Annotated in this window: 24 protein-coding genes; 9 read left to right on the forward strand and 15 right to left on the reverse strand. The window is 40.0% G+C overall.

The genetic code is table 11. The features are described from left to right. Positions 1 to 47: 47 nt before the first annotated feature. From FD725_RS11030 to FD725_RS11070, 9 genes are all read right to left on the reverse strand, one after another. Positions 48 to 2,198: a peptidase domain-containing ABC transporter gene (locus tag FD725_RS11030; protein ID WP_179048177.1), complete on the reverse strand. Its 2,151-nt coding sequence runs from the start codon at positions 2,196 to 2,198 to the stop codon at positions 48 to 50. Between the two features lie 85 nt (positions 2,199 to 2,283). Then, positions 2,284 to 2,529: a hypothetical protein gene (locus tag FD725_RS11035; RefSeq protein ID WP_179048178.1), complete on the reverse strand. Its 246-nt coding sequence runs from the start codon at positions 2,527 to 2,529 to the stop codon at positions 2,284 to 2,286. A gap of 231 nt (positions 2,530 to 2,760) precedes the next feature. Then, positions 2,761 to 3,045 (reverse strand): hypothetical protein, encoded by a 285-nt coding sequence (locus tag FD725_RS11040; protein ID WP_179048179.1) that lies wholly within the window; start codon positions 3,043 to 3,045, stop codon positions 2,761 to 2,763. 436 nt (positions 3,046 to 3,481) lie between these two features. Continuing rightward, complete coding sequence (locus tag FD725_RS11045; RefSeq protein WP_179048180.1) at positions 3,482 to 3,754, reverse strand: hypothetical protein; 273 nt, start codon at positions 3,752 to 3,754, stop codon at positions 3,482 to 3,484. A gap of 336 nt (positions 3,755 to 4,090) precedes the next feature. Further along, entirely contained in the window at positions 4,091 to 4,360 is a 270-nt protein-coding gene (locus FD725_RS11050) for a hypothetical protein (protein WP_179048181.1), read from the reverse strand. Positions 4,361 to 4,480: 120 nt separating this feature from the next. After that, positions 4,481 to 4,702, reverse strand: coding sequence for a hypothetical protein (locus tag FD725_RS11055; protein ID WP_179048182.1), 222 nt, complete (start codon positions 4,700 to 4,702; stop codon positions 4,481 to 4,483). Between the two features lie 277 nt (positions 4,703 to 4,979). After that, positions 4,980 to 5,234 carry a CTB family bacteriocin gene (locus FD725_RS11060; RefSeq protein ID WP_179048183.1) on the reverse strand — a complete coding sequence of 85 codons (255 nt, stop codon included), beginning with the start codon at positions 5,232 to 5,234 and terminating at the stop codon, positions 4,980 to 4,982. Between the two features lie 146 nt (positions 5,235 to 5,380). Beyond that, entirely contained in the window at positions 5,381 to 5,635 is a 255-nt protein-coding gene (locus tag FD725_RS11065) for a CTB family bacteriocin (protein ID WP_179048184.1), read from the reverse strand. Between the two features lie 151 nt (positions 5,636 to 5,786). Beyond that, positions 5,787 to 6,041 carry a CTB family bacteriocin gene (locus FD725_RS11070; protein ID WP_179048185.1) on the reverse strand — a complete coding sequence of 85 codons (255 nt, stop codon included), beginning with the start codon at positions 6,039 to 6,041 and terminating at the stop codon, positions 5,787 to 5,789. A 780-nt stretch (positions 6,042 to 6,821) separates the two neighbouring features. Here FD725_RS11070 and FD725_RS11075 point away from each other — a divergent pair. From FD725_RS11075 to FD725_RS11085, 3 genes are all read left to right on the forward strand, one after another. Then, positions 6,822 to 7,103, forward strand: a complete 282-nt coding sequence (locus tag FD725_RS11075; RefSeq protein ID WP_179048186.1) for a hypothetical protein — start codon at positions 6,822 to 6,824, stop codon at positions 7,101 to 7,103. A 210-nt stretch (positions 7,104 to 7,313) separates the two neighbouring features. Then, positions 7,314 to 9,680 (forward strand): filamentous hemagglutinin N-terminal domain-containing protein, encoded by a 2,367-nt coding sequence (locus tag FD725_RS11080; protein ID WP_179048187.1) that lies wholly within the window; start codon positions 7,314 to 7,316, stop codon positions 9,678 to 9,680. Between the two features lie 123 nt (positions 9,681 to 9,803). Continuing rightward, complete coding sequence (locus tag FD725_RS11085; protein WP_179048188.1) at positions 9,804 to 10,154, forward strand: Rieske (2Fe-2S) protein; 351 nt, start codon at positions 9,804 to 9,806, stop codon at positions 10,152 to 10,154. Positions 10,155 to 10,431: 277 nt separating this feature from the next. On the opposite strand, the gene FD725_RS11090 is transcribed toward FD725_RS11085, so the two are convergent. Continuing rightward, entirely contained in the window at positions 10,432 to 11,040 is a 609-nt protein-coding gene (locus FD725_RS11090; RefSeq protein ID WP_179048189.1) for a hypothetical protein, read from the reverse strand. Positions 11,041 to 11,205: 165 nt separating this feature from the next. Beyond that, the gene (locus tag FD725_RS11095) at positions 11,206 to 12,753 is read right to left on the reverse strand and encodes an NAD(P)/FAD-dependent oxidoreductase (RefSeq protein WP_179051503.1); all 1,548 of its coding nucleotides are present in this window, start codon (positions 12,751 to 12,753) and stop codon (positions 11,206 to 11,208) included. Between the two features lie 376 nt (positions 12,754 to 13,129). Here FD725_RS11095 and FD725_RS11100 point away from each other — a divergent pair, with 376 nt between their 5' ends. The 6 genes from FD725_RS11100 to FD725_RS11125 all read left to right on the forward strand — a co-directional run bounded on the left by FD725_RS11100 (position 13,130) and on the right by FD725_RS11125 (position 22,211). Then, positions 13,130 to 15,856 carry a DUF4347 domain-containing protein gene (locus tag FD725_RS11100; RefSeq protein ID WP_179048190.1) on the forward strand — a complete coding sequence of 909 codons (2,727 nt, stop codon included), beginning with the start codon at positions 13,130 to 13,132 and terminating at the stop codon, positions 15,854 to 15,856. A gap of 173 nt (positions 15,857 to 16,029) precedes the next feature. Further along, a complete protein-coding gene (locus FD725_RS11105; protein ID WP_179048191.1) occupies positions 16,030 to 16,203 on the forward strand; it encodes a hypothetical protein in 174 nt (57 codons plus the stop codon). A 539-nt stretch (positions 16,204 to 16,742) separates the two neighbouring features. Beyond that, the gene (locus FD725_RS11110) at positions 16,743 to 18,602 is read left to right on the forward strand and encodes an NAD(P)H-quinone oxidoreductase subunit F (protein WP_179048192.1); all 1,860 of its coding nucleotides are present in this window, start codon (positions 16,743 to 16,745) and stop codon (positions 18,600 to 18,602) included. An 89-nt stretch (positions 18,603 to 18,691) separates the two neighbouring features. Further along, positions 18,692 to 20,194 (forward strand): NADH-quinone oxidoreductase subunit M, encoded by a 1,503-nt coding sequence (locus FD725_RS11115; protein WP_179048193.1) that lies wholly within the window; start codon positions 18,692 to 18,694, stop codon positions 20,192 to 20,194. Between the two features lie 37 nt (positions 20,195 to 20,231). Beyond that, positions 20,232 to 20,819, forward strand: coding sequence for a CDP-alcohol phosphatidyltransferase family protein (locus FD725_RS11120; RefSeq protein ID WP_179048194.1), 588 nt, complete (start codon positions 20,232 to 20,234; stop codon positions 20,817 to 20,819). A gap of 69 nt (positions 20,820 to 20,888) precedes the next feature. Then, entirely contained in the window at positions 20,889 to 22,211 is a 1,323-nt protein-coding gene (locus FD725_RS11125) for a CO2 hydration protein (protein WP_179048195.1), read from the forward strand. Positions 22,212 to 22,390: 179 nt separating this feature from the next. Here FD725_RS11125 and FD725_RS11130 read toward each other — a convergent pair whose 3' ends face one another. From FD725_RS11130 to FD725_RS11145, 4 genes are all read right to left on the reverse strand, one after another. Then, positions 22,391 to 22,870 carry a PEP-CTERM sorting domain-containing protein gene (locus FD725_RS11130; protein ID WP_179048196.1) on the reverse strand — a complete coding sequence of 160 codons (480 nt, stop codon included), beginning with the start codon at positions 22,868 to 22,870 and terminating at the stop codon, positions 22,391 to 22,393. A gap of 84 nt (positions 22,871 to 22,954) precedes the next feature. Next, positions 22,955 to 24,913 (reverse strand): alkaline phosphatase, encoded by a 1,959-nt coding sequence (locus tag FD725_RS11135; RefSeq protein ID WP_179048197.1) that lies wholly within the window; start codon positions 24,911 to 24,913, stop codon positions 22,955 to 22,957. A gap of 101 nt (positions 24,914 to 25,014) precedes the next feature. Further along, a complete protein-coding gene (locus tag FD725_RS11140) occupies positions 25,015 to 25,221 on the reverse strand; it encodes a hypothetical protein (RefSeq protein ID WP_179048198.1) in 207 nt (68 codons plus the stop codon). After that, a complete protein-coding gene (locus FD725_RS11145) occupies positions 25,218 to 26,042 on the reverse strand; it encodes a cation diffusion facilitator family transporter (RefSeq protein ID WP_179048199.1) in 825 nt (274 codons plus the stop codon). The genes FD725_RS11140 and FD725_RS11145 overlap by 4 nt, the downstream gene beginning before the upstream one ends. Positions 26,043 to 26,280 lie beyond the last annotated feature (238 nt).

A 26,280-nucleotide genomic window follows, 5' to 3' on the forward strand; every position in this document is an offset into this window, starting at 1 on the left:
CAATAATTAAATATTGAGCGCAGCCTCAAAGTATAGTTTTACTCCATCTAAGGAATTAAAAAATCTAAATGATCTCCTTGTTTATTATGTAAATCTTCTAAAGAACCTTGCAGTTTTAACCGACCTTGTTCTAACAAAACAACCCAATCAGCCCGATTAATAACTTTAGGACGATGACTAATTAAAATTGTGGTCTTACCGCGACGGTGTTCTAACAGTTCATCTAAAACTTGGGCTTCACTCACTGGATCAAGCCCACCAGTAGATTCATCTAAAATTAGAATTGATGGATCTGTGACTATAGCTCTAGCTATTGCTAAACGTTGGCGTTGTCCACCAGAAATATTTGCGCCAAACTCTCCTAAGACCGTTTGATATTTCTCTGGCAGTCTACTAATAAATTCATCTGCACCCGCAATTTGGCAAGCTGTTACAATTTGCTCAAATGTGACAAATGGCGCTCCCAAGCGAAAGTTTTCTACAATCGAACGGCTCCAAAAGTGAGCATCTTGAGGAACTAGTACAACCTGCTGACGTAGACAATCGAGAGAAATGTCTTGTAAATTATATAATCCGATGCGAATATTGCCAGATTGGAGAGTATACAAACTAGTTATTAGTTTAGCTACAGTACTTTTTCCACATCCGGATTTACCAATAATAGCAGTAGCTTTCCCGCCAGGAATTGTTAAGGTAAAATCTTCCAGTAAGTCAACTCGACCAGTATAGTGAAAATTGACATTTGTACATATAATGTCAGCATCAAAAGGAATATTCACAAATTGTTTTTGCCCATCATGTTCATTTTCTGCTGTAGCGTCTATAACTTCTGTTAGTCTTTGTACAGCAGTTTTAGCGATATTATATTCTTCTACAAAACCAATTAGAGTACTAATCAAACCCATAAAATTACTATTCATGGAGTTAAAAGCTAGTAGCTGACCAATACTCAAATTATCAGCAGGATTAATTACGGCGTTACTACCAACCCAAAGTAAAATTACACCACCAATACTAGACATGAAACCAGAAAACGTCCCATTAATGATTCCGATTTGAATAGTGCGTAAGGTTAAATTAGCAAGATAACCAAACCTACTTTGAAGCTCATCTAAAAATTGCGCTCCAGATGTAGTTGTTTTGAGAGTGAGAGCGCCTTTAAAAGTTTCTACTAAAACCCCTTGTGCCTCTGCTTCTTTGACTAAAAGCTCACGAGTTTTTTGCCGTAATGTTGGTTGAAATACTATTGTAGATATGCTCATGAATATAGATACAATCACAGCTACAATAGTTAGTTTCCAACTATAAAACACCATCAGGCAAAAAGAAATAATAGAAATGAAGAATCGACTTGGTAAACTAATAACTATTTGAGCAACTAACTGATTGATTTGGCTAATATCCCGTAAACGACTAACAATTTCTCCACTGCGGCGAGCCTCATAATATGATAGAGGTAATCTTAAAATTTGCCGACAGAAGTCTAAAACCAATCCTAACTGCAACCGTTGAGCAAAATTAGCAATTAAGTTAGACTGTACCCAACCAAGACTACTGGAAATTAAATTCATGACTATGACAGCGATCGCCATAGTAGTAAGTAGTCTTGTATCACCTCTGACTAAAATATCATCTGTCAGAATTTGTAATAGAAAAGGAGATGCTAAAGATAAAACTCCTAACAATAAATTAAGAGGAAATACTTGAGCTAAAATACTACGAAAATGCCAAACACGCTTAAAGAAACGCCAAAAGCCAGTAACTTGATCATCCTCTACTTTCCAAAATAATTCAGGGTCTGGTTCTAGTAATAGCATCATCCAATCTGTCCACCCTTCCATTAAATCTTTTGCAGACAGATAACGGATACCGACAGCCGGATCAGCAATTACATATTTTTTGCCTTTCTTCCCATATAAAACAACCCAGTGATTTCCTTTCCAGTGAATAACTGCTGGTAAAGTTGCTTCATGTATCTTGTTCAGAAATTCTGGTGAAGTCTTCACTGAACGAGCATTAAAACCTAGCGTTTCAGATCCTCTTTTTAAACCTAATAAAGTTGTACCTAATTGTCCAGTACCCACAGCCTCACGGATACGACTAAGGGTAAAATTACGCCCATAATATTTGGTTATTGCTGCTAGACAAGCCGCACCACAATCTTCTTGACTATGTTGTAAAACGTGAACATATTTCATAAGACAGCTTGCTTTCCTTCAGCTAAGATATTGAACCCGAAAAATTGAATATTTAGTCAGTTATTACAATTGTTTTAGTGTTATATTAATAACCAGAAAAATCTTCTCTTCTTGTTCGCCGAAAAAGTGTATAGCGATAATCAAACACAAATGCTGACTCCCAAGCAAACTGAAGTTCTTCATTTGTCACACCAGGAACACCAAAGACATAAGCTGCTCCCACAATGTAATAATAAATATTCATATCAAAAGTAACCGAAAGATATCCTCCATTAACAGCAGCCGCTTCTTCTAAAGAAATTTCTGTAAAAAGTGGTTTGTGTTTTTTCATAATTTGCCACTTTTGAATAAGTGTATTTTTCAGTATTATTAATTAGGGAATACCATGAGTTAAGTTATAAAAAACAGCAAATCAAAATTTGATATCCCAAATACTGGAACATTTTTGTGTTCCAGTATTTAGCCATTTCATTTAGAGTTAGTCACCTCCAACATATTATGAGAAAAGCCTGAAAAACTAGGCAATCTTTCCTAGAGTCTTCAGGCACATTCCTTGAAATTACTACCAGTAACCGTAGCTGCCAAAACCTAAGCCTACAAGTGTTGCATAAGCTGCTTCTTGATCAGTTAATCCTCTAACTAAAATTGGAGTTGCAACTGTACCTGCAAGCGCTGTTTGGTTTCCGGGTACGTCTGGAGCGTTTTCGTAGAAAGCACCAACCGCAAGAAGGTAATTATTATAGTTAAAACCAATGGTTGGACCATAGTAACCGTAACTTCCACCACTAACAGTAGCAGATTCTTCAGATGAAGCTTGGCTAAACAAATTGTTTTCAATAGGTTCCATGATTGTCACTCCGTAAATAGAACTGTTTTGAGTTGTTCAAGCTACTAGCTAATTGCTTCTGGCAAGCTGCTCAACTCGTCGCTTGATTTAAACAATAACCGGGAGTGAATAGCTGAGTCATTTTCACTTTCTGCAAACTTAATTACCAAATTTGTCAAACTTATTTACACAATTAAATCAATGCAACTTCCGAAAAATCCAGACATAAACCACGCTCTAATAATACTAATTTTTAGACACTTAGATTAAGTTGTTCAATTGTTTGTAAGTTAAGATTTGAATAAAATATCAAAAAAACTGGAACATCAAATGATGTTCCAGTAGTTATAGTGTGAGAAAACTATCCACTAACTGAAGCGTATGTAGAATTCATACGTCAAGTTCAGGTATGAGGACAACTCTAGAATCTGTTAAATTTAATACTTTTGACTCATTTCTAGACATTAATAATGAAGTCATCAAAATAGATGTCATCAAAGTAGAGATTGAAGATAACAGTTCCATTACCTTCCTCAATTTTTTCACCTTCTTTTAACCATTTATCTTCTTTAGGCTCTGGCTTCCATATCTGTTTGTCTTTCACTGAATAGGGTGAAGGTTTGGAATATTGTTTTACTGGATGGCTAGGATATGGACGGTATTCTAATCCTGCACCAACTACAATTTCTTGCTGCTCAAGAGATAATTCTGTGAACAATTGGTTAGACATGACTTAAATCTCCGTAATTTTAATGATATCGAGGAATATCAACTTTCAAGCTGCTGAACTCCTCGCTTGATTCATACAATAGCCTGTAGTGAATAGCTAAGTCATTTATAATTTATGCAAACTATATAGCCATTTTAGTCTAATAAAATTGCATAATTGTATCAGAGATATTACCAAAAAATACAGACATAATCTTAGAAAAACTGGAACATCTAATGATATTCCAGTAATTACGGAGTGATACTTTAATAAAGTTGCTAAACTTAAACCAGAAGACTATCTGTAGCAAAATTTTAGGGAGATTTTAGTTAGCTAATTGCTCATTAACTTAACTAGTTAATCAGTAATTAGAGATTCCGTATCTTCCAATGACGAAGTAATGATGAAAGTTATTTCTGACAACTGATATGTAGTTTCTTGCAATGTAGAAATCTTCGTATCACCATTGACAGCATCTAATTGATTTTTGGCAGAAGCTAAAATATTTCTTATTTGAAATAAAATAATGGGGTTTGAATATTTTAATCCGCCAAGTATCATCTCCTGTTCTTGTGTAGATAATTCCTGAAAACAATTAATTTGTGCTGGGTTCATATCATTAGACATGGTGTTATCTCTTTTCTATGAGGTGTAATCAGGTTAGATACATGATTCCAAAGTTGAAATATATATCAGAATCAAGTTTGGAATCTGTGGTTTTTAGTTTAGCTAAATCCTTGTTTTGAACTAAATGTCAATAGATTTCCAGACATCAGCATATGTATCGGCATCATCTGTATCAAGAGTATGATATGTTTCAGTGTCATCATGATTCGCCGAAGTGTTAGCTACTTGCTTAAGAGTATCTTTTTTAAAAGTGCTATAATTCCTTTCCTCGACATAGATTCCACCAGTAATGATTTCTTGTTGTTCGAGAGATACATCTGTGAACAATTGGTTAATAGACATGATTAAGACCTCCTTGATTGATTTCACATCGCAGATTGATAGCTTTTATTAACTGCTTAAATCATTGCTTGATTAACAAAATATTTAAGAGTTAGCAAATGAGCAATTTAAAATTACTCTAAATTTAGAAACATCATTAGATGTAAGTATGTCAAACGTATTGGCAAATATTGTCAATTTTGATTATGTTTTTATAAGGATTCCAGGGACTGAGCTAAATATCAGAATCAACTCTGGAATCCATTGCAGCTATTTCAATTCAAATTCTAAAATTGAACTAAACCTCGACAATTTTGAAAACATTAGCAAAGGCATCAACATCAGAAATATCAAGAGCATGAGATGTTGATGCACCATTGGCATTTGCTGAAGTAGTTGCTGCTTGTTTGAGAGTATCTTTCCAGAACTCGCTGTAGTTATCTTCTTCTACATAGATTCCATCATTACTATCACCATAACCATTACTAGCACTACCACCAGTGATGATTGCTTGTTCTTCTAGAGATACAGTTGTGAATAATTGGTTAGACATGATTAAACTTGGTTTGTGTAGATAGGTTGAATTGGATTATCTTGTTTAGAGATTCCAGTAATTGCTAGTTAATTTTCTGTTTAATAACTTAGCTAAATATCACTGGAATCTCTTGTAACTAGTTCAATCCGATAGTAGGGAATGAACTAAAAATCAATGGTTTTGAAAACATTAGCAAAGGCATCAACATCGCTAATATCAAGAGCATGAGCTGTTGATGCGCCATCATGATTTGCTGAGGTAGTTGCTGCTTGTTTGAGTGTATCTTTCAAGAACGCGCTAAAATTGTTCTCTTCTACATAGATTCCATCATCACTATCATCATAACCATTACTAGCACTACCACCAGCGATGATTTCTTGTTCTTCTAGAGATACGGTTGTGAATAATTTGTTAGACATGATTAAACCTCGTTTGTGTGGATAACTTTACAGTTGATTAGTTTTTAGAGATTTCAGAAATGGCTATTTAATCTTTTATTTAAAAGACTCCGCCAAATATCATAACTCTGAAATCTCTTGCAGTTATTTCAGTTTGATTCCTGAGAATCAACTAAAAATCAACAATTTTGAAAACATTGGCAAAAGCATCAACATCAGAAATATCAAGAGCATGAGCTGTTGATGCACCATCAGCATTTGCTGAAGTAGTTGCTGCTTGCTTGAGAGTATCTTTCAAGAACTCGCTGTAGTTATCTTCTTCTACATAAATTCCATTATCACTACCATCATAACCATTACTAGAACCACCACCAGCGATGATTTCTTGTTGTTCTAGAGATACGTTTGTGTACAATTGGTTAGACATGATTGAAACCTCGGTTATTTGTTATCTGTAGTCGAAGGTTGATGGCTTGTTTTATCGCCTCAACTCGTCGCTTGATTAATACAATAGAACATCATGAATCAATGATTCATTTGTAATTAATGCAAATTTTATTTCTATATTTTTCACAGTAAATCTCATAATTTACCAAATGTATTTTTATGTAGATATGGTTGAAAATTGTCTTAGCCAAAGGTTTATATTTCTGAATTCAAGAAAATATATTAGTCATTTTTTCAACAATCATCTCAATTCGATGACAAGGTTGATAAAACTCATTTGCTTTAATAAAACAAAAACCATCTCAAAGAATACACAGAATTATTTCAGCTTATTTCAAATAATTATTCTTGATTCAGAAAGTCAGATGTAATTTAATTACTCAAATTATTCAGTAATTCAGTATACTTAAATATGAGATGATTAATCCCGCATTTATGCAACGCTAACAAATCTTGTGAGAAATTCGATAATGGGAACGACTGCTGACATAGCAAATTGACCAATTTCACTTTACCTAGATGCTTTGATCTAGCTCTATGACGAGTCTTTTTGTGTAAAGCTCAATGTATGAAGTTGTGTAACAAATTGCCAACAGTTGCATAAAACTGGAAAAGCTGACTGATAGATAGATTGTGATCTGAAGTGTTCCTGAAACAGACTCGAATGTTTGAGTTTGCTGGGGAGTGGCAAAAGCTCTCCAGTCAGTAATTGGCTATTAAGTAACTCAAATCCTTATTCTAGAAGGGATAAATCTGCACTATGACTTACAAATCAGGACAAGCAAGCACTTTAATAAGAGATGAAGTGACGAAAATTTCTCCTCTGGAAAGCTTCTCCCTCAACACTATATATCTGGCTGTACAAGCAACTGGCAATCCCTTTCCATTTCCCCCTCCCAAAGAACCATCTAGTCCGCCAGGGATAACCAATGATCCTGATGAGTTTCCAGAAGCAATTCCGGGTGGGGTTGAGATAGCATCTAATCCTAGTGAGCCGGATGAGTTATCGGACACTCCCCAAGAACCGACTGAGATTGCTTAAAGAATTTTCTGGCTGAGAGTAGTAAATCACAAAAATAACTCCACAGCCTTATAGCCTGGAGCTATAAACAGTAGGGGCGCACAGATAAATTATAGATGTGCGCCTCTATAAGTATCTATCACCAACATCCTAGAAATTGGTATTATTTACCCCATGCTGTATTAAATGATCAATGCTAGTTGGTAGTTTTTAGAAGGGGCAGATTGACAAATGACCACAAGCAGCAAAAGTTTTACTTGGCAATGGAGCGTAGCCAGTCGTCTAGTAACTGCTGCGGTATTAGCTGTGGGTATCGTTTTCCCTGACGCAAATTCTGCCTATGCTCAAAGCGTGATTATTCCAGATCAAACTTTAGGTTCTGAAGGTTCTCGTGTAGAATCCAACTCTATTAATGGTCGAACTGAAGTATTGCAGGGTGGAGCAATCCGGAATAACAATCTGTTCCACAGTTTTTTAGAATTTAATGTTAATGAAGGACGAGCAGCCCGTTTCTTGGTACCAAACGCTGACATACAAAATGTTTTAGTCAGGGTAACGGGTAGCAACCAGTCTCAGATTTTGGGGCAATTGGAAATGCTTAACTCCAACGCCAATTTATTTTTGTTGAATCCCAATGGTATTACTTTTGGCTCTAATGCCAGACTCAAGATTAATGGTTCATTTGTAGCTAGTACCGCCAGCGCCATCAACTTTGCAGATGGTAGTATTTTTAGTACAACTTCACCTGCAACGACCTTGCCATTGAAGGTAAATGTACCAACAGGTCTGCAATTTGGTAAAACTGGGGGAGAGATTCGGCTGAATAGGCAGAGTACGTTACAAGTACAAGCAGGTAAAACCCTGGCTCTAGTGGGCGGGAATATCATTGTAGATGGTGGATATTTACTAGCGTCAAGTGGTCAGATTGGTTTGGGTGGGATACGAGCAACTGGAACAATCGATCTGAACTTAGATAGTAATCATCAGCCTTTAAAGTTTTCTTCTGATTCAGCATTGGCAGATGTATCCATTACTAATGGAGGTATAGTCTTTGCCAGTGATCAACGTGGTGGTAGCATTCAAATACAAGGCCGGAATGTATTGCTGACTGGGGGATCACAAGTTTTTGCTCAGACAGCTAATCAAGATGGTGGAGAGATTTCTATTCAAACGGAACAGTTAATTGTCCAAGGTGGCTCACAAGTTTCGGCTTCTACTTTTGGCGGAGGTAAGGGCGGAAATTTAGCAGTTAACGCCACTGACTTTATATTAGTGACTGGAACTGATGCAGATGGCTTTGCTAGCAGTTTGCGTACTAATACTTACAATAGAGGTTCAGCAGGCAAACTCACCGTCAAAACGAGGAAGTTAATTGTTGAGAATGGGGGACAGATAGAAGCCAGTGCTAGGCGAGGTAGTCAAGGTTTGGGAGGACAACTAGAGGTGATGGCTGATGTCATCAAGCTGAGTGGTTCATCTTTAAATGGATTTTCTAGTGGTTTATTTGCTCAAACTGGCGGTACTAATGATGCAGGTTCTTTGACAATTAAAACTAGGCAATTGATCATCCAAGATGGGGCGCAGATAGTTGCAGGAACTCAGCCAGGTAGTCAGGGTAAGGGTGGAAATCTGAATATTCATGCCTCAGATTTCATAGAAATAAGCGGAACAGCACCAAACCGTATAGACACTAGTGGCTTGTTTGTTCGTAGCCAAGGTGAGGGTGATGCTGGTTCTTTGTCAATTACTACAGGAAAGTTGATTGTTAGCAATCAAGCTCAAGTGACTGTGAGTGCATTGGGAAGAGGGAATGCCGGCAAATTAGAAATTAACGCTAACGAAATTCGCCTAGATGAGCAGGGAAAACTATTTGCTCAAACTATTTCAGGTAAGGGTGGCGACATTAATATAAAAGTAACTGACTTGCTGTTGTTACGCAATCATAGTCAAATCTCTGCGACAGCTGGCACTAATGCGACTAGTCAAGGTGATGGTGGCAATATTAATATTGATGCTCCCAATGGTTTTATTGTTGCTGTTCCTAGTGAAAACAGTGATATCAGTGCTAATGCTTTTCAAGGTAAGGGTGGCAATGTAGACATCAATGCTTTTGGGGTTTTTGGTACACAATTTCGAGAAAAATTGACTGATTTGAGTGATATTACGGCTAGTTCAGAGTTTGGTTTAAACGGTACAGTTGAGATTAACACGCCGGAAGTTGATCCTAGTGAAGGAGTTGTCAATCTGCCAACGCAACCTGTGGAGACAAAACTAGCTCAAGTTTGTTATGCGGGTTTTGGGAGAAATCGAGACAGTTTTACTATCACTGGGCGTGGAGGTTTACCAGATAATCCTACTGATTTTCTCAATGCTGATGCTGTGTTAGCAAATTGGATTGCTATTGGTGAGCCAGAAAAAACAGTCAGCAGGACAACTGTACCTCCCATGCCATCTGGGATTGTCGAAGCTACGGGATGGACAAGAAACGCTCAAGGTGAAGTTGTTCTTACTGCCAAAGTATCTGTAGTTACACCCCATGCTTCTTGGCAGCAGGCGACTGTTTGTCAAAATCAAACACTGACATCAAGAGACTTTTAAGTCTCTTCCCTGTTCTCGGTTCTCTTCTATATTACCGTTACGAAGTTGTGAAATGATGTACTTAATAGGTTGTTGGAAGACTTAAAGCATATAACAGCCTTGTAAAATATCGCGTGAGGTATTATGAACTGGATTAAGGTTATTACTCAAGATGAGTTACCACCTGACGGGCGTAAAGTAGTCAAGGTTGAACAACGCAATATTCTGTTACTCAACCATAACAATCAAGTCTTTGCGGTGGAAAATTCTTGTCCTCATCTGAAGTTACCTTTACAGAAGGGTAAGATTACAGATACTGGAGCGCTGGTTTGTCCTTTTCACCGCAGTGCGTTTGATCTGGCTACTGGTAATCCTACAGATTGGACTCCTTTCCCTCCTGGTATTGGTAAGGTGATGGGGATGATTTCTAAAGAAAAGGCATTGTCTGTTTTTCCTACCCGTGTTGAAGAAGGTAGTATCTGGGTGGGTTTGTAGTAGTCATTAGTCATTAGTCATTAGTCATTAGTCAAGATTCAGGTTTTTTGGACTTGAGACTTGGGACTATTGACTTTTGGCAAAAAGCATGAAGTATTTGTGGCACTGTGTCATACCAATTCTCTAAAATTGTCCAGATGGTCACACGCTGATATGTGTCACTTTAGACTAAAGTATTTTGAAAACAGAGGATGAAGATATACAATTCTCAACCCTTATTATGTGGGGATTTCTGAATACTGCTTGAGCTTCAGTACAAGTTTTGAAGTTTGAATACTTAACTCAAACTTATACCAAAGAGAGCAGAAAGAACCAACTTTAGATCGCTAAGAAGGGCGTATGTGTTGATATCTTTATGAACTATTTTTTCTTGACGCTGAAAAATGCCAAATTTCCAAGTATCCCCTGTTGTCACAGTACCATAGAGCATTGGAACTGTTGAATCAGTCCATTGATCGAGAGCAATTAATTCTACCGCCAACTGGGTAAAACCTCTTGCTAAATCGGCATTTTTTGCTTCAATCACTAATAAGTTCTGTTTAGTAGGAATGAGATAATCAAAACTGCCTTTGAGCCAATTGTTCACTCGTACAGGATATTCAATTTTGAGTGGTACTTGAATAAATTTACAAATCGTTTTGAGAATCGGAAATATCAATGCTTCACGTCTAGCTATCTCGGAAACAGGATCTACCAAAGTCAGATTTTCTTGTAGTTCTATTCTCAATGGTTCAGGATCTATTGGTAACTGCTGTGGGAGTTGGAGGGAGGTATTGTTGAGGGTAACACCGAATTCAGCTAGGATATCAGCACTATCGTAGGCTAATTCGGCATATTTGCTGAAGCTATAGCTTTCAGATGGGTCGAGAATCCTAGTTTTGCTCATGATAATTAGCGATCGCCAACCCTAACTAATCAATGGTGTTCACCATTATTGTACTTCTTGGTGAGTTAAGAATCTGACTCCTGGAAATTATAGTTCAACAGCAAGGGCGATCGCCTCCACGTCTTCTCTATTCAGTAGTGAAAAATTAGTAGTACTGATGATTTTCTACACATCGAAGTAATCACAGCCAGAGCCAAATTTCCACGCTTCAACTAAGCGATGCCAATAATATTGTGTGTTGGGTAAGTTCTTAATCCACGGCTCTAAAATGGGACTGAGGGCAAATAAGGCAGTGTAGGCTCCTAAGTTGCCGTAATGCCAAAGCCAATCTAATAAATTTGCTAAACCTACTTGGGGGATGATTTTAGCGACTAGTCCGGGATGAGATAAACCAGTTTTGGCTAGGGTTTGTGTCAGAGCAGAAAACTGGACGATATCTTGCAAAAATGGCTTGAGTACTGGTGTGCCTAGCTGTTGCATTTCTTGGAATACTGCTGATAGGAGTTGGTTGATTTGTTCTGAGGGAATATTTTGATTGATACCAACACTCATGGCTTTTTGAAATAACCAAGTCACGCTGAGACTAGGTTGATATGGTTGCAGTTGTCCTAATGCTTTGGCAGATAATTGCTCTGTTTGTAATGCTTCTGCAATTCCCCATGTTAAACGTTTGAGGTGGCGTACCATTGCCCCAAAGCCACCAAAACTTAAGGGTGATTGATTACCGCTACTGTCTCCGACTGGGAGAATGTGATGCCAAGGAGTTTGCAGGGGGCTTTGGCGATCGCTCGGAAAAAAGCCAAACAAGGCTCGCTGAAATTTTAATTCTTCTAATGCCACTCCCTGATATTCTGGTAGTAAGCGCCAGTATTCTGCGAATAACGCTGCTAAATTTGGGCGTTCGGGGTGAGCATCCATGTAGGTAAACAGGTAAGTTGTTCTGCCATCTCTGGCTGGGAAGGCTTCCCAAAAATACTGACACTGGTTTTGCAGGGATGTGAATGATAATAGTAAATCGCCAGCATGATTGTCGGGGAAGCCTTGAGCGCAAGTTCCTACCACTAAGCAAAGAGCATCTGGTTTTTTCCCTTGGCGTGCTTGTTGAACAATGGGAGACATGTTTCCCATAGCATCAATTAACAGCTTGGCTTTAAACTGATCATTGACTACTACCCCATCTGGGTGGACAACTGCGCCATTAAAAGGTGTATTTTCCCATAACTGGCCGCCAGCATCAAGAAATCGTTGCTTTAACGTAGCTAGTAGATAAACAGGATCGACACCGATATTCAGGACATCTTCTACCCAGACTTCTGCACCATCTTTAAATTTAACTCTAGCTGGATTGTATTCAGTAGCGATCGCTCTCTCTAATTCCTCTGGTTTCAACAAGTCCAATTCCACAAACACTGCTAATTCTTGACGAGAAATATTCCACTCTTGTTGTCTTCCCTTGAGGATACCTCGCTCTAGCAATGCCACGCGCCATCCTTTGACTGCTAAAGCACAACCAATCAAAATACCTAATGTCCCACCACAAATAATTGCATCCCAGTCTACAGTACCTAGAGACTCTTGACTTTCTTGCACTACTGTGGGTATTGGTAAAGTATTTTCTCGAATAGATTGCAAGATGCTGTCAGCGCGACGTAGGTTTCCCAGAGTATCCCCTGGTAGTTGAGAGAGAATTTCTTCTGTGCGGGAATTAGACATAGGAGTCATTAGTCATTAGTTATTAGTTTAGAGCGATCGCTAGATAGGAAGTATAGAGAAATTTTTTATACATAAGCTGGTAATAACAATTAAATTAATAGTTTTTGACATTGACGCTGGAAAATACGTAAGTTATAACGAGCTATAACACGTTTTGACAGTAATTAACAGAGGAAATCACTTAGTTTATCAAGTGTTTTGCCTAGAAAATTTACTGACAAAACTTAAGTGGAGACGCAGTTAATCGCGTCGGTTAAGACTAATTTTTTGACTCCAAACTCAATCAGATGCACTCATCAGGCCTAAAAGATGGGTGTTTGAACATGAACTCAGTTTTTCACAAACTAATTATCCCAACATTCCCAGGTGCTGACAAATGACTTCCATTCTATTTATCGATTCTACAGTTCCCGATTACCAAAGTCTGATTAATGGTGTCAAAGCGGGAACACAAGTAGTAATGCTTGATCCAACTAAAGATGGAGTAGCACAGATTAGCACAGCCTTAACAGGAGGTAGCTTTGACGCTGTGCATATAGTTTCTCACGGAACGGCTGGTAACCTACAGTTGGGAACAGCACAATTAAATTCTCAAACCATCCAAACCACATATAGCCAACTCCTACAGCAGTGGTCAAATTCCCTCAGCCCAGGTGCAGATATTCTACTTTACGGTTGTCATGTAGCTCAAGGTGATGCCGGCAAAAACTTTGTCCAACAGCTAAGTCAAGTCACTGGTGCAGATGTTGCGGCTTCTGATGATGCTACAGGTAGTGTGGTTTTGGGTGGCAATTGGAATTTAGAATATCAAACTGGTGCAATCACAGCACCTTTGGCGTTTCAGATGGGGGTGTTAAATGCTTATAATGCGATTTTAGCTCCCTTCACCAAAGGAAATCTAGTTGTTGTCAGGGTGGGAACTGGTAGTGCTGCTCTTTCAACGGCTGCAACTGCCGTATTTTTAGATGAGTATTCAGCCAGTGGTACTTTAGTACAATCTGTTGCCTTACCAACTACAGTTAACGGTAGTAATGCTAGGTTAACTCTAGATGGTTTAAATGCCTCTGAAGGCGCACTAGCTCTTTCAGCCGATAGGCGATACCTTACCCTTGGTGGTTATGATGCCAATTTAGGAACAAGCAATGTTAGCAGTACGACTAGTAGCAGCACCAATCGGATTATTGCCAGAGTTGATGCTAATGGTACGATTGACACTACAACCCGTCTCAATGATGTTAATCTTAGTAGTCCTACCATTCGCAACGCTGCGACTGATGATGGTACTCGCTTCTGGGTAGGTGGAAATAATTTCAATGTTTACTACCTGCCTCTTGGTAATACAGGCGCAAGCACTATCATTAATGGTTTTGCTACCCGTGCAATCAAAATTTTCAACGGTCAGCTTTACATTTCTAGTATCACAACTACGCCTGCTGGGGTTAGCACGGTTGGTATTGGACTGCCAACAAGCGGTACGCAAACACCAGTAATACTGCCTAGTTTGTCGGGTACAAGTAATACTTATGGCTTCGTGTTACTTGATCGTGATGCTAGTGTAGCAGGTGTAGATACAGTATATATTGCTGATGTGAGTTCTGGTTTGCTGAAGTATTCTTTTAACGGCACAACTTGGACTGCTCGAGGCAGCATCGCTGGCACTGTAACTGGCTTAACTGGGTTTATTAACGGTAATAATGTTAATTTATACGCGACTAGGGGAACAGGTGCAGGTAACACCATAGTCAAAGTCACTGACTCAGCAGCCTTTAATGCGAATATTTCCGGTTCTTTCACCACACTGGCAACAGCAGCAGCCAATACCGCTTTTCGGGGTTTAGCATTTGCACCTTCTTTAGCAATTGAAGGTACACCAAATAAAGACATTCTCAAAGGCACAGCCGATGACGATACCATCTACGGTTTAGCTGGTAACGACTACCTTATCGGACTAGCAGGTGATGACTATCTTGATGGTGGTACAGGTGATGACTACGGATTCGGTGGCTTAGGCAATGATACGATAGTTGGCAACGATGGTAATGACCTGCTTTATGGGAATGAAGGTAACGACAACCTCAACGGTGGTGAAGGTAACGATAACCTCGATGGTGGTGCAGGCAATGATACTCTCATCGGTGGTAATGGCAACGATATTTATACAGTCGATAGTCTGAGTGACACCATCATTGAAACTGCCGCAGGCGGCACTAGAGATAAGGTCAACTCTTCTATCACTTGGACACTGGGAGACAACCTCGAAAACCTCAGCTTGATTGGTAACGCTGCTATCAACGGTACTGGTAATAGCCTCAATAACCAAATCTTCGGCAATAATGCCAACAATATTTTAAATGGTCTAGACGGTGATGACTGGTTAATTGGACAAGGTGGTAATGATACTCTCAATGGTGGTGCTGGCAATGACAGACTTGATGGTGGTAGTGGTAATGATAACCTCACAGGTGGTGTTGGCAATGATATCTATGAGATAGATAGCGCTAGTGACGTGATTACCGAAGCTGCTAATGAGGGTACAGATACCGTCATCTCTTCTATAGACTGGCAATTAGGTGCCAACTTAGAAAATCTCACTTTGGTAAAAGATGCCATCAATGCCACTGGTAACGAACTGAATAATCGCATTATTGGTAACAGCTTCAATAATGTTTTATATGGTGGCATCGGAGATGATTATCTGTCTGGCGAAGCTGGTGATGATGATCTGATAGGTAGTGTGGGTTTTGATACTTTAATAGGCGGTACTGGTATTGACTGGTTCTACCTGAGTAACCTGGAAAGTGGCAGCTTTGAGACTATCCGCGATTTCAAAGTTGGTGAGGATTTAATGATTTTGTCTGAATCGGAAGTTCTAGGAATTCCCCAACCCCCCCAAGACTTGTTTCCTCTAGACAATAACTTTTTTGTTCTTGGTGCGATCGCCACTACTGCAAGTACCTATTTAATCTACGATCAAACTAAGGGTCAGCTATTTTATGATAGTGATGGTACTGGTAGCAATCAACAAGTACAAATTGCTCTGTTCTCCAATCGTCCAGCTTTGTCTAGCAATGACTTTGCTATTTTTTCTCCGCAGTCTGCCTAGTGTTCTATCACATTCATAACGTTAATATAAGCCCCCGGATTTATCCGTCGGGTCTTTCTTGACTGTCATGTGAATCAGATCCGCAAGTTTTTGACAAAGTTGAAGATATGGAATATTTCTATGGCAATCTGGATATAGGTCAAGCACCACAAATCACCTTGTAGGAAGTACACATGAATCGCTCAAAAATTGTAGCAATTATCACGGGGGCAATTTCTATACTTTTAGCGATCGCCTATCTCATCGTTGTCCAAATATTAGACTACCGAGATATGCAGCCTGCCCCAATTAGCCAAATCCTCTCACCATCCGCAATCATTGCTTGTAGTTTGTGGATTGGTCAATAGTCAATGGTCAAATTTTTATAGATTTTAGACTGTTGACTGTTGACATTTTGTCGGTCTTGTATATTACCAAAATTATTAACGCATGAGAGTTGCTATAGGAATCCGATTTGATTACTGAACAGACTTGTTTAGATAGGTAACAGGCGACAGGTAACAGGTGACAAAAAAGAAGTAAATTAGAGGTATACTGACTTTTTTGTGTAAGCACAGGCTACGCTAACAAAAATCAAATATGAGTCCTATAGTTATTTATACTCATTGAAAAAGTCAATCATTACCATTTGCTAAAGCTATGTTCAAACCATAGAGTTTAATCAATGCTAAATATTGAAAACCAAGCATATAAGAATTAATTAGACTAGACATCGCTAATTTATTTTGATAGGTAATTCCTTTTTGGTAAATATAACGGTAAGCTTAATTTAATCAATATTAAGCAAAAATAAATTTGCCTTATTTACAATAGTTGGGTTTGCTTAGAGTAACAAAAGTTAACTCTCGAACCCTAGCGTTTTTGTGACAAATTTAGAGGTAATTTCATGGCTCAGTTTCTTATTGAGACTGTTTGGCTAGTTCCTTTGTATGCTTTAATCGGGGGACTGTTAGCTATTCCCTGGTCGCCGGGGATCATTCGCAAAACAGGGCCGAGACCGGCTGGTTATGTAAACTTAATAATGACATTTTTGGCGTTTGCTCATAGTGCGATCGCCTTAATATTGACTTGGAACCAAGCACCCCAAGAAGTACTTATTCCTTGGCTATCTACTGCGGGGTTAAACCTGACCATCGTCATCGAAATTTCTGCTGTAAGTGTCGGTGCGATGGTAGTAGTGACTGGCTTAAATTTCTTAGCACAAATTTTTGCCGTTGGCTACATGGAAATGGATTGGGGTTGGGGACGCTTCTATTCCCTGTTGGGATTATTTGAAGCAGGGTTATGCGCTTTAGCCTTGTGCAACAATCTGTTTTTTAGTTACGTAATCTTGGAAGTTCTCACATTAGGAACTTATCTATTAGTTGGTTTATGGTTTAGTCAACCCCTAGTAGTTAGTGGTGCAAGAGATGCGTTCCTCACCAAGCGGGTAGGGGACTTGTTCTTGCTGATGGGAGTACTAGGACTATGGCAGCTAGCGGGAACTTGGAATTATTCAGACTTAGCTACATGGGCTGCTACTGCTAATGTAGATCCCACCATCATCACCCTAGTAGGTTTAGCATTGGTTGCTGGGCCAATGGGTAAGTGCGCTCAGTTCCCCCTACATCTATGGTTAGATGAAGCGATGGAAGGGCCAATTCCTAGCACAATTTTGCGGAACTCGGTAGTTGTGGCCAGTGGTGCATGGGTACTGATTAAACTACAACCTGTTTTAACTCTCTCACCTGTGGTTTCGGCGTTTATTGTCGCCATTGGTGCAGTCACAGCCATCGGTGGTTCCTTAATTGCGATCGCCCAGATTGATGTGAAACGCTGCTTATCGTATTCTGTTAGTGCTTACATGGGCTTGGTGTTTATTGCTGTAGGCGCACAACAGGATGAAGCTGCACTTTTGTTAGTACTCACCCATGCCTTAGCCTCTGCCTTATTAGTCATGAGTACTGGTGGCATTATTTGGAACAGCATTACTCAAGATGTCACACAACTAGGTGGCTTGTGGTCACGTCGGCCGATTTCTGGGTTAGCCTTTATTGTGGGGACATTGGGATTAATTGGGTTCCCTCCATTAGGTAGCTTTTGGGCATTACTGAAATTAGCCGATGGATTGTGGGGTAATCATCCTTGGTTAGTAGGCATTGTCATAGCTGTGAATGGCTTAACAGCCTTTAGTTTAGTCAGAGAATTTGGCTTAATCTTTGGCGGGAAAGCTAAACAAATGAGTGAGCGATCGCCAGAAGTACATTGGCCAATGGTATTACCAATGATGGTATTGTTTGGTTTCGTTCTACATCTGCCTTTAGTATTACAAAGTTTATCGCTCTTACCTGATTGGGCAAATCTGAATAAAGATGTAGCACTACTGTTAATTTGGTCAACTATTTTCGGTTGTAGTATTAGTGGGGTAATTTATTTAGGTAATGTTCCTAAACCCGTTCGTCTACCTTGGCGAGGTCTACAAAACTTATTAGCCTACGACTTTTACACACCTCAAATCTACAAATTGACCATTATTTTCAGTGTGGCTCAACTTGCCAAATTCGCCGATATGATCGACCGATTTGTCGTTGATGGCATCGTAAATTTTGTTGGTTTGTTTTCACTCTTAGGTGGTGAAGGACTCAAATACAGCACCTCTGGACAAACCCAGTTCTACGCCTTAACAGTACTTTTAGGAGTAGGTGTTTTAGGCGCATGGGTAACTTGGCCATTCTGGGGAGTCCAATTTTTAGAATTAATGTTTTAGTTGGGGAATCTAACTCAGGTGGGTATTACCCACCTCAATACAAAAGTCTAACCGTGTGATTATTTTGAATTTTGAATTTTGAATTGTCTATGCTCAGTGTTTTAATTTTGGTTCCAATTATCAGCGCTATAATTATCGGGTTTTTACCTGGTAAAGCTGTACCTGCAAGCCGCATCCGGCTAGTAGCTTTAACCTTATCGGGAATAGTTCTACTCTGGAATATTTTCATCCTGTTGAAATTTGATATTACTAATCCAGGGATGCAATTTCGAGAGTATTTACCTTGGAATGATACTTTGGGTTTGAGTTATCAATTAGGTGTAGATGGGCTATCAATTTTGATGCTGGTGTTAAATAGCCTCCTCACATGGATTGCCATTTATAGCAGCAATAAAGACATAGAACGTCCCCGGCTATTTTACTCCATGATTTTGTTAGTTAGTGGAGGTGTTGCTGGAGCATTCTTAGCTGAAAACTTACTCTTGTTTTTCCTGTTCTACGAACTAGAATTAATCCCCTTTTACTTCTTAATTTCCATTTGGGGAGGAGAAAAACGGGGTTACGCCGGCATGAAGTTTCTGATTTACACTGCTGTTTCCGGCGCTTTCATTTTAGCCACCTTCTTAGGGATGGTTTGGTTAACAGGTTCTACTAGCTTTGCCTTTGATGCCATTTCTACGCAAAAGCTCTCCGCCGGACTACAATTGCTGCTATTAATCGGCATAATTCTCGGTTTTGGCATCAAAATTCCCTTAGTTCCCTTCCATACTTGGCTACCCGATGCTTATGTGGAAGCTTCTGCACCTATTGCCATTCTTTTGGGTGGTGTGTTGGCAAAACTCGGCACTTATGGACTGTTGCGCTTTGGTTTAGGGATGTTTCCCCAAGCTTGGCACGTGGTTGCACCGACTTTAGCAATTTGGGGAGCAGTCAGCGCTATTTATGGGGCAGTAATTGCGATCGCGCAAACAGACATCAAGCGCATGGTAGCATACAGTTCCATCGGTCACATGGGTTATGTCCTCCTAGCCAGTGCGGCTAGTACTTCCCTTGCTCTTGTCGGTGCTGTAGCCCAAATGGTTAGTCACGGCATTATTTTAGCGATTCTCTTTCATTTGGTGGGAGTCGTGGAAGCCAAGGTTGGTACACGGGAATTATCCAAACTCAACGGTTTAATGAGTCCCATACGTGGTCTACCCTTGATTAGCGCCTTACTGGTGTTAAGCGGTATGGCTAGCGCTGGTATCCCTGGTTTAACAGGATTTATCGCTGAATTCATCGTCTTTCAAGCCAGCTTTAGTGTCTTTCCTTTATCTACACTGTTGTGTGTTGCATCTAGTGGCTTAACCGCAGTGTATTTTGTCATTCTCCTCAATCGTACCTGCTTTGGCAGACTGGCTAACGATTTAGCCTACTACCCCAAAGTCCTGTGGTCTGAAAAAGTACCCGCTTTAATCCTGGCATCTCTGATCATCTTTTTAGGAATCCAACCTACTTGGTTAGTGCGTTGGAGTGAAACCACAACCACAGCCATGATAGCGGCAATTCCCCCTGTAGAAAAAACTGTAATCTCTGAAGTTGCCCTGAAGTAGTAAACAAGAGAATTACCCATTGATACAGGAGGAAAAAATGGATCTCAAATTAATTCCCATTAGTCTTGTACTATTTCGCTTTTTGATATCACCTTTCCTCCTGTGGGATGCCTGGGATGGTAAAACTACTATTTGGTTCCTTGTGGGTTTTGTAGCTGCTTTTATTTCTGATATCTTGGATGGCATTATCGCCCGACGCTTAGATGTGAGTACTGCTAATTTACGACAAGCTGATAGTTGGGCTGATGTTTGCTTGTTTAGCAGCGTATTTGTGAGTGCTTGGCTAAGTTATCGAGATATTTTGATTGCAGAAAAACTCCCATTGTTCATAGTAATTTTTGCTCAGTTGCTGTGGTGGATAGTTAATTTGATTAAATATGGTAAACCTGCTAGTTATCACACCTACTCAGCGAAGTTGTGGGGAATTACTTTATTTATTGCGATCGTAGCTTTATTTGGCTTTAATTATGCAGGCATTACTTTATGGCTGACTTGTATTGTCGGCACAATTCATAGCATTGAAGAAATTTTGATGACTCTCCTATTACCTGTTTGGACTCATGATGTTTTAAGTATTTTTCATGCGTTAAATCTCCGCCAAGAATTTCTCAAAAAAACAACTTGACCAATCAACATTATTGATTATTTTTGCTGCTTCATCCTCAAATATTACATTTAACCCAAGGACATCACGATGGTACAAACTCCAGAAAGAACCAACACAAAAATTCCCCCTTCACAGCATGAATTTGCTGATATTATTCATCGCCTAGAAGCAGGCGGTTCGATGTTGCCAGATACCCCAGAAAACCTGATGCAAATCATCGGTATCTACAAAGCTTATGCTGTACCGATGGATTTCTACTGGCGTGATCTCCTTTATATTGCAGAACAAGTATTTTTAAACCCACTGCCCTTTTTTAAATACTTCATTCCCCAAGAGTATTTAGACAGACATAATCATTACGCTGGTGATGATGCTGATTTGCGAATTTGGCGCGGTGTCGCTACCGCCCATCCAGAACTTTTGGCATTTATGGAGAAGGGGGAAACCTTCAAAATGTCAAAACTCTTACATCACTGGTTACACGATCGCATTAACATGGAATTTGCCGAAGCTTGTATGCAAGCAATGCTGTGGCATCGGCATATGTATGCACCAGTTAACCAATTTGACGCTTATTTAGATTCTGAAGAATACAAAGCCAACGCCGACAAAGCCATTAAAGCCTACTTCCAAGGCAACCCCCTGATGCTGGGACTTTACAAGCTGTTCCCAGATATGTTCCTCGAACAGTGTCGCCAGATGTCTTATTACTCTAATCTGGGTTTATTCTGGGAGGTCATGGCTCCGGTATTCTTTGAAATGTCGGATATTTATGATGAAGGTGGCTTTAAAGGTGTGCCAGATGCCATGAACTTTTTAATTAATGGTATATTTGCGATCGCTGGTCGTCCCATTTATCATCATGTCTATATCCGTGGAGAATGCTACGAAATCATTCCCAAATCTAAAGGTTTCACTTGGTTATACGAAGCTGCATTACCCTACGTAGAAGCCGTCTTCTATCGTACTGCCCCCTTCCGTGGTACAAAATCTTATAATGCTCAAGCAGGTCAAGTACCAGCAGACCAAAAAGACTTCCATTACGGTATCCTTTACGCTGACGTGTTTCCTGTCGGGACTGCCGGCATTCCCCCCACATTGTTAATGCAAGATATGTTGCATTTCCTACCCCAATATCTACTCGACTACTATCAACAATATTGTCGTGGTGAAGATGATATGTTGATTCAATTGGGTATTACTTTCCAACGGTCAATGTACAATGTTACCTCGGCAGTCATTCAAGCCTTGCGCGCTGCCCTATTGTATCCTCTAGATGACCCCAATCCTAAACATCTACAAGCAAACCGCGAATTTTTTGAAGCACAGTTAAGTCGCTTCACTCGTCCTGAATACGGTATGCGCGATGCTGCCCGGTTAAGCAGCATTCAAAATCAAGATTACCGATAAAATCTTACCCTGACAATTACCCTCCTTCCACCTCTTGTTCACTAGACAAGGGGTTTTTTATGAATTCTCTGTGTCTTAGCGTCTCTGTGGTAAAAATAAATTATTTAACCACAAAGGCACGGAGGCACAGAGAAATTTTTCACTAGGGATTAAGATTTTATCAGTTCTACACCCCTTTCTCAAACACTCGATTTTGCTTTGTTATTTTTACTTACTAATAAACCTAAACCAATCACAGACAAACCCAAAATTGCAGTTGGTTCAGGAACACTGCTATAAGTGATAGTTGAACTTGCATCACCTACGATAAAGTAGTCACTGGCAACTGTGAAATTGCTGGTTACAAACTGCAAACCTAAAAATTGTCCATTAGGAACTTTTCCTGACAAATCAGTCCAAACTGCGGCTAAAGCATCATCGGCTTCAGTGTATGTTTGACCACCATAATTAGCAACAATCTTTAAACCCTCAGATACTTCTATAATGTGATCTAAAGCTGCTGATTCGTCAAAGGAAAAATAGCCAGTTAGCGTTTTATCAGTGTTAGCAAAATTGTAAGTGATAGTTGCAGCTTGACTAGGCATAGTTTCCCCAGCTGCAAATATCAAAGTAGTTCCCACAGTCACAGCCGCTAATGTTTTAAAGATAGAGCTAGTCATTTTTTCCCCTTATTTGAAGCAAAATAGTTTGTTGATTAAGCAGAGGCACATATTGAGCCTCTGCCAGATGAAGCGGTGGATTTATTACACAGCTGGCTTAGTTAGTGCTGCCTTCATCGCTTGGAAAATGTGACTTTGGTCAATCACACTGCGAACGCCAGGTGCAGTGTAAGTACCAGAACTATCTTGAAACTCGATATTTTTTCCTAAGTACTTAATAATTTCGCCAGAGTAAGCACCTTGGAAATAAACAGGTACGAGCCTTCTACTATGACTACCCCATAAGTATTTTTGCGTAGGATCAGATCCCCAAAAATGACCAGCTTCTTTAGGGTTGTGCTTGTTGTAAGTGATTTCTTTGGCGTTGTACTTCAAGCCTCTAGCTAGATTGGGGTTAGCATTGGGAGTCAGTTTAGAAACAAAGTCATTATTCAAGGTTAAATAATGGTCATGGTCAGCAGTCACAATTAACAAGTTCTTACTCCAACCACCGTTTTTGTTGACCCAATCAATAACTTGTTGAACTGCTTTGTCAAAGTCATTGACTGTGCCGATGAGGTTATCCATGTTGTCATCATGAGCAGACCAATCGACATCACCACCTTCCACCATCAACCAGAAGCCATCTTTATCTTTACCAAGAGTAGTAAGAGCTGCTTTTGTCAAGTCTGCTAAAGTAGGATTTTCGTTAATTTCTGTAGCAACAAAACTAGCGTCTGTTTCACCAGAGGCTAAAGGACGGACTGTATCAGGTGTGGGGCCGCTAACTGGATTGCCATTAGCATCAAGGACAGGAATACATTCTGCGGTTGAGCCAGGAATGATCCCTGCTGGACAAGGATTGGCGGTTGTTTGACTTCTGACAACCGAGCTATAGACAGAGAAGTTGTCTAAGCCAGTAGTGCTGTAGTCTCCTTTGGAAGAACTGGTAGGTAAGTTACCATTTTGTCCACGAGCGCCATATAGCCCAAATAATTTGCCGCCGTTATTAGGGTCAACACTAGCAGCAGTGTTTAGCAATGTTTGAGTTGCATTCGGGCCACGTTCTAGAAAGTTGTAGCCGTAGCGATTTGATGCTGGGTTGGGGTTATTTTTCAGGTGTTCGTAAGTATCTTGAGTAATATAAGTATATTTATATACTCCGCCCGTGGCAGTTCTATTTTCAAAGTCCAAGGGATGACCACCACCCAACAAAACATTAGGCTGGAAGTCTAACAGTGTCTGTTGCAAGATACTATCTTGATTTGTCTTGCTAGCGTCGTAAACACTGTCGTACTTATTACGACGATTCACATAAGAAGCGGCTGCGCCAGGGGTGGCGTGACTCACAGGTACGGAAGTAACTAGTCCCGTAGCTTTACCTTGTGCTTTGGCAATTTCGAGAATAGTTTTTAATCTCTTCTCGTAAACATCTACCCCCATAGCGTTGTTATAGCTCTTCACACCTGTATAGAGAGTGGTAGCGGTGTTAGCAGAGTCGGGGTAGCTGTACTTGATGTAATCTTTGTCGTAGCCGCCAGCAGTAGCTGGGGATAAAGGAATCCAAGGGGCGGGGCCACCTTTATTGGGGTCATAACCTGTTAGGTTACCGGGTGCTTGACTATTGCCATCTGCACGAGTTCCTGGGTTGAAGGGAGTAGGCAAAAATTGGAAATTTGGACGTAGGGGACTTGCACCTGTCAATGATTGTGACCCATCTAGAGCAGAGTTACCGGTGAAGTGGGTCTGATTTGTCGAGTCATCTGGTGTACTGTTCTGAACAGTTGTACCGTAGGTTGTGACTAGTCCATATCCAGTAAGCTTTTGAAAGCTCAGACCAGAACCTTTCCCACTAGTGTAAAAGGGCGCGCCTTTAGCCAAGGCTCCGGCTCTGGCCATGTTCCAGCCCATGCCATCGCCAATCATAATAATTACGTTAATGCCGTTACCTGCGGCGAGAGCAGATTCAATAGCTGGATTGCCGAATACTAAGCCAGTAGCATAGAAGAGGCTAGCCATAGCAAAGCCGAGCGATCGCCTGTACTTTTTCAAAAATGAAATCATTGCAATGCGCCTTGTTTTGTAGTGAATTTTATGGACGTGAGTATCCTTAATTCGTCATCAGCTAAGTTGAATAACGAATGCTGAATAGATGCAACTAGAGATTATTGATAAAAGTTGGGTTCTTCGTGACTGGCAAAAAACTCTGGCTTATTGGCGATCGCTTCTTCAATCACAACCTGATCCTGATGCTCAATTGCAGCAATAGCTGGTTGTGGTGCTGTGGTTCCCCAGGATAAGAGAATGGCTACAACTAAACCAGATATAAAACCAGCTAAGAAACGCGCTTGACGTTTGAGTAAGGAAATCATTTAACCAGCTCCTCTAGAGTCGGAAATAATAGTCTTTCGGCCTGTTGGCGATTACTTGGGTTATCACGACAAACTTCCGCTTGCGAATAACAATTGCAAGCAGCGTTAGTAATATCTGCGACTTGACCACGTAGGCACTGCACGCTTTGAATTACTGAATATGCAGCAAAAATAGCTATCAGCATTGCTACTATCAAGCTGATAACACCGTCAGCCCAAGTCCAGTTCAGCCAAATTACAGCGATCGCTGCTAGTACTGCTCCCACAGAACTGGCTAAATCTGCTATGAGGTGAAGCAATGCCCCTCGGATATTCAGATCGTCATGGCTGCATTTGTGCAAGCACAAGGCGTTAAAGCTGTTAACTCCCAGACCAATTAGTGCCGTTACTAACATCGGTACACCCAGAATCTCAGTGGTGGGAGATTGTAACCGCACCAAAGCTTCTTTGACTATCCAGCCAGCAACACAAGCTAGACTAATACCATTAATCAAGGCTGCTAGGACTTCTAAGCGATAACGCCCAAATATGGTGCGCTGAGATATTGATTGTGATAACCAAGATGCAATCAGTGCTAGTCCTAAAGCTGCTACATCTGAGAGAATGTGTTCCGCATCTGCCAGCAAAGATAGACTATGACTCCAAATTCCCGCACTCAGTTCTACACAAAAAAAGACACTCAGTAAAACTAACGCTGTCCCTAAAGCTTGGATATTCTGCTTGACTCGATTTGCTTGCATGGAACTCGCAGCCCCGGAAATACCGATGTTCATCTCGAATTCCGAACTAGCCGTCAGATGCTCTTGTGCTGAAAGCACCATTCTTTAATACCTGAATATCTGTACATTCCTGCATTAATTTACCAGTAGCAAGGTTAATAATTTTATAACTGAGGGTTAATTTTCAGTAAAATTCCTATCCCAACGACATTTTATCAAGAATGGTTATCATTGTAATTATATTTATGAGTATATTCCTTGACTCATTCTCAGGAGAAAATAAAGCTACCATGCAAAATGGGTGAAAATCCTACAGTATCAATATTTTAAGTTTTGTAGC

Source organism: Nostoc sp. TCL26-01, from assembly GCF_013393945.1.
Lineage (GTDB): Bacteria > Cyanobacteriota > Cyanobacteriia > Cyanobacteriales > Nostocaceae > Trichormus.

What these genes read in the sequence shown, in the direction of transcription:
- FD725_RS11045 (WP_179048180.1), bottom strand. Translation starts at nt 3,754, where the DNA reads ATGTCTAACCAATTGTTCACAGAATTATCTCTTGAGCAGCAAGAAATT.
- FD725_RS11030 (WP_179048177.1), bottom strand. Translation starts at nt 2,198, where the DNA reads ATGAAATATGTTCACGTTTTACAACATAGTCAAGAAGATTGTGGTGCG.
- FD725_RS11135 (WP_179048197.1), bottom strand. Translation starts at nt 24,913, where the DNA reads ATGATTTCATTTTTGAAAAAGTACAGGCGATCGCTCGGCTTTGCTATG.
- FD725_RS11140 (WP_179048198.1), bottom strand. Translation starts at nt 25,221, where the DNA reads ATGATTTCCTTACTCAAACGTCAAGCGCGTTTCTTAGCTGGTTTTATA.
- FD725_RS11115 (WP_179048193.1), top strand. Translation starts at nt 18,692, where the DNA reads ATGCTCAGTGTTTTAATTTTGGTTCCAATTATCAGCGCTATAATTATC.
- FD725_RS11090 (WP_179048189.1), bottom strand. Translation starts at nt 11,040, where the DNA reads ATGAGCAAAACTAGGATTCTCGACCCATCTGAAAGCTATAGCTTCAGC.
- FD725_RS11130 (WP_179048196.1), bottom strand. Translation starts at nt 22,870, where the DNA reads ATGACTAGCTCTATCTTTAAAACATTAGCGGCTGTGACTGTGGGAACT.
- FD725_RS11100 (WP_179048190.1), top strand. Translation starts at nt 13,130, where the DNA reads ATGACTTCCATTCTATTTATCGATTCTACAGTTCCCGATTACCAAAGT.
- FD725_RS11095 (WP_179051503.1), bottom strand. Translation starts at nt 12,753, where the DNA reads ATGTCTAATTCCCGCACAGAAGAAATTCTCTCTCAACTACCAGGGGAT.
- FD725_RS11145 (WP_179048199.1), bottom strand. Translation starts at nt 26,042, where the DNA reads ATGGTGCTTTCAGCACAAGAGCATCTGACGGCTAGTTCGGAATTCGAG.
- FD725_RS11040 (WP_179048179.1), bottom strand. Translation starts at nt 3,045, where the DNA reads ATGGAACCTATTGAAAACAATTTGTTTAGCCAAGCTTCATCTGAAGAA.
- FD725_RS11085 (WP_179048188.1), top strand. Translation starts at nt 9,804, where the DNA reads ATGAACTGGATTAAGGTTATTACTCAAGATGAGTTACCACCTGACGGG.
- FD725_RS11060 (WP_179048183.1), bottom strand. Translation starts at nt 5,234, where the DNA reads ATGTCTAACCAATTATTCACAACTGTATCTCTAGAAGAACAAGCAATC.
- FD725_RS11105 (WP_179048191.1), top strand. Translation starts at nt 16,030, where the DNA reads ATGAATCGCTCAAAAATTGTAGCAATTATCACGGGGGCAATTTCTATA.
- FD725_RS11055 (WP_179048182.1), bottom strand. Translation starts at nt 4,702, where the DNA reads ATGTCTATTAACCAATTGTTCACAGATGTATCTCTCGAACAACAAGAA.
- FD725_RS11110 (WP_179048192.1), top strand. Translation starts at nt 16,743, where the DNA reads ATGGCTCAGTTTCTTATTGAGACTGTTTGGCTAGTTCCTTTGTATGCT.
- FD725_RS11080 (WP_179048187.1), top strand. Translation starts at nt 7,314, where the DNA reads ATGACCACAAGCAGCAAAAGTTTTACTTGGCAATGGAGCGTAGCCAGT.
- FD725_RS11120 (WP_179048194.1), top strand. Translation starts at nt 20,232, where the DNA reads ATGGATCTCAAATTAATTCCCATTAGTCTTGTACTATTTCGCTTTTTG.
- FD725_RS11050 (WP_179048181.1), bottom strand. Translation starts at nt 4,360, where the DNA reads ATGTCTAATGATATGAACCCAGCACAAATTAATTGTTTTCAGGAATTA.
- FD725_RS11075 (WP_179048186.1), top strand. Translation starts at nt 6,822, where the DNA reads ATGACTTACAAATCAGGACAAGCAAGCACTTTAATAAGAGATGAAGTG.
- FD725_RS11065 (WP_179048184.1), bottom strand. Translation starts at nt 5,635, where the DNA reads ATGTCTAACAAATTATTCACAACCGTATCTCTAGAAGAACAAGAAATC.
- FD725_RS11070 (WP_179048185.1), bottom strand. Translation starts at nt 6,041, where the DNA reads ATGTCTAACCAATTGTACACAAACGTATCTCTAGAACAACAAGAAATC.
- FD725_RS11125 (WP_179048195.1), top strand. Translation starts at nt 20,889, where the DNA reads ATGGTACAAACTCCAGAAAGAACCAACACAAAAATTCCCCCTTCACAG.
- FD725_RS11035 (WP_179048178.1), bottom strand. Translation starts at nt 2,529, where the DNA reads ATGAAAAAACACAAACCACTTTTTACAGAAATTTCTTTAGAAGAAGCG.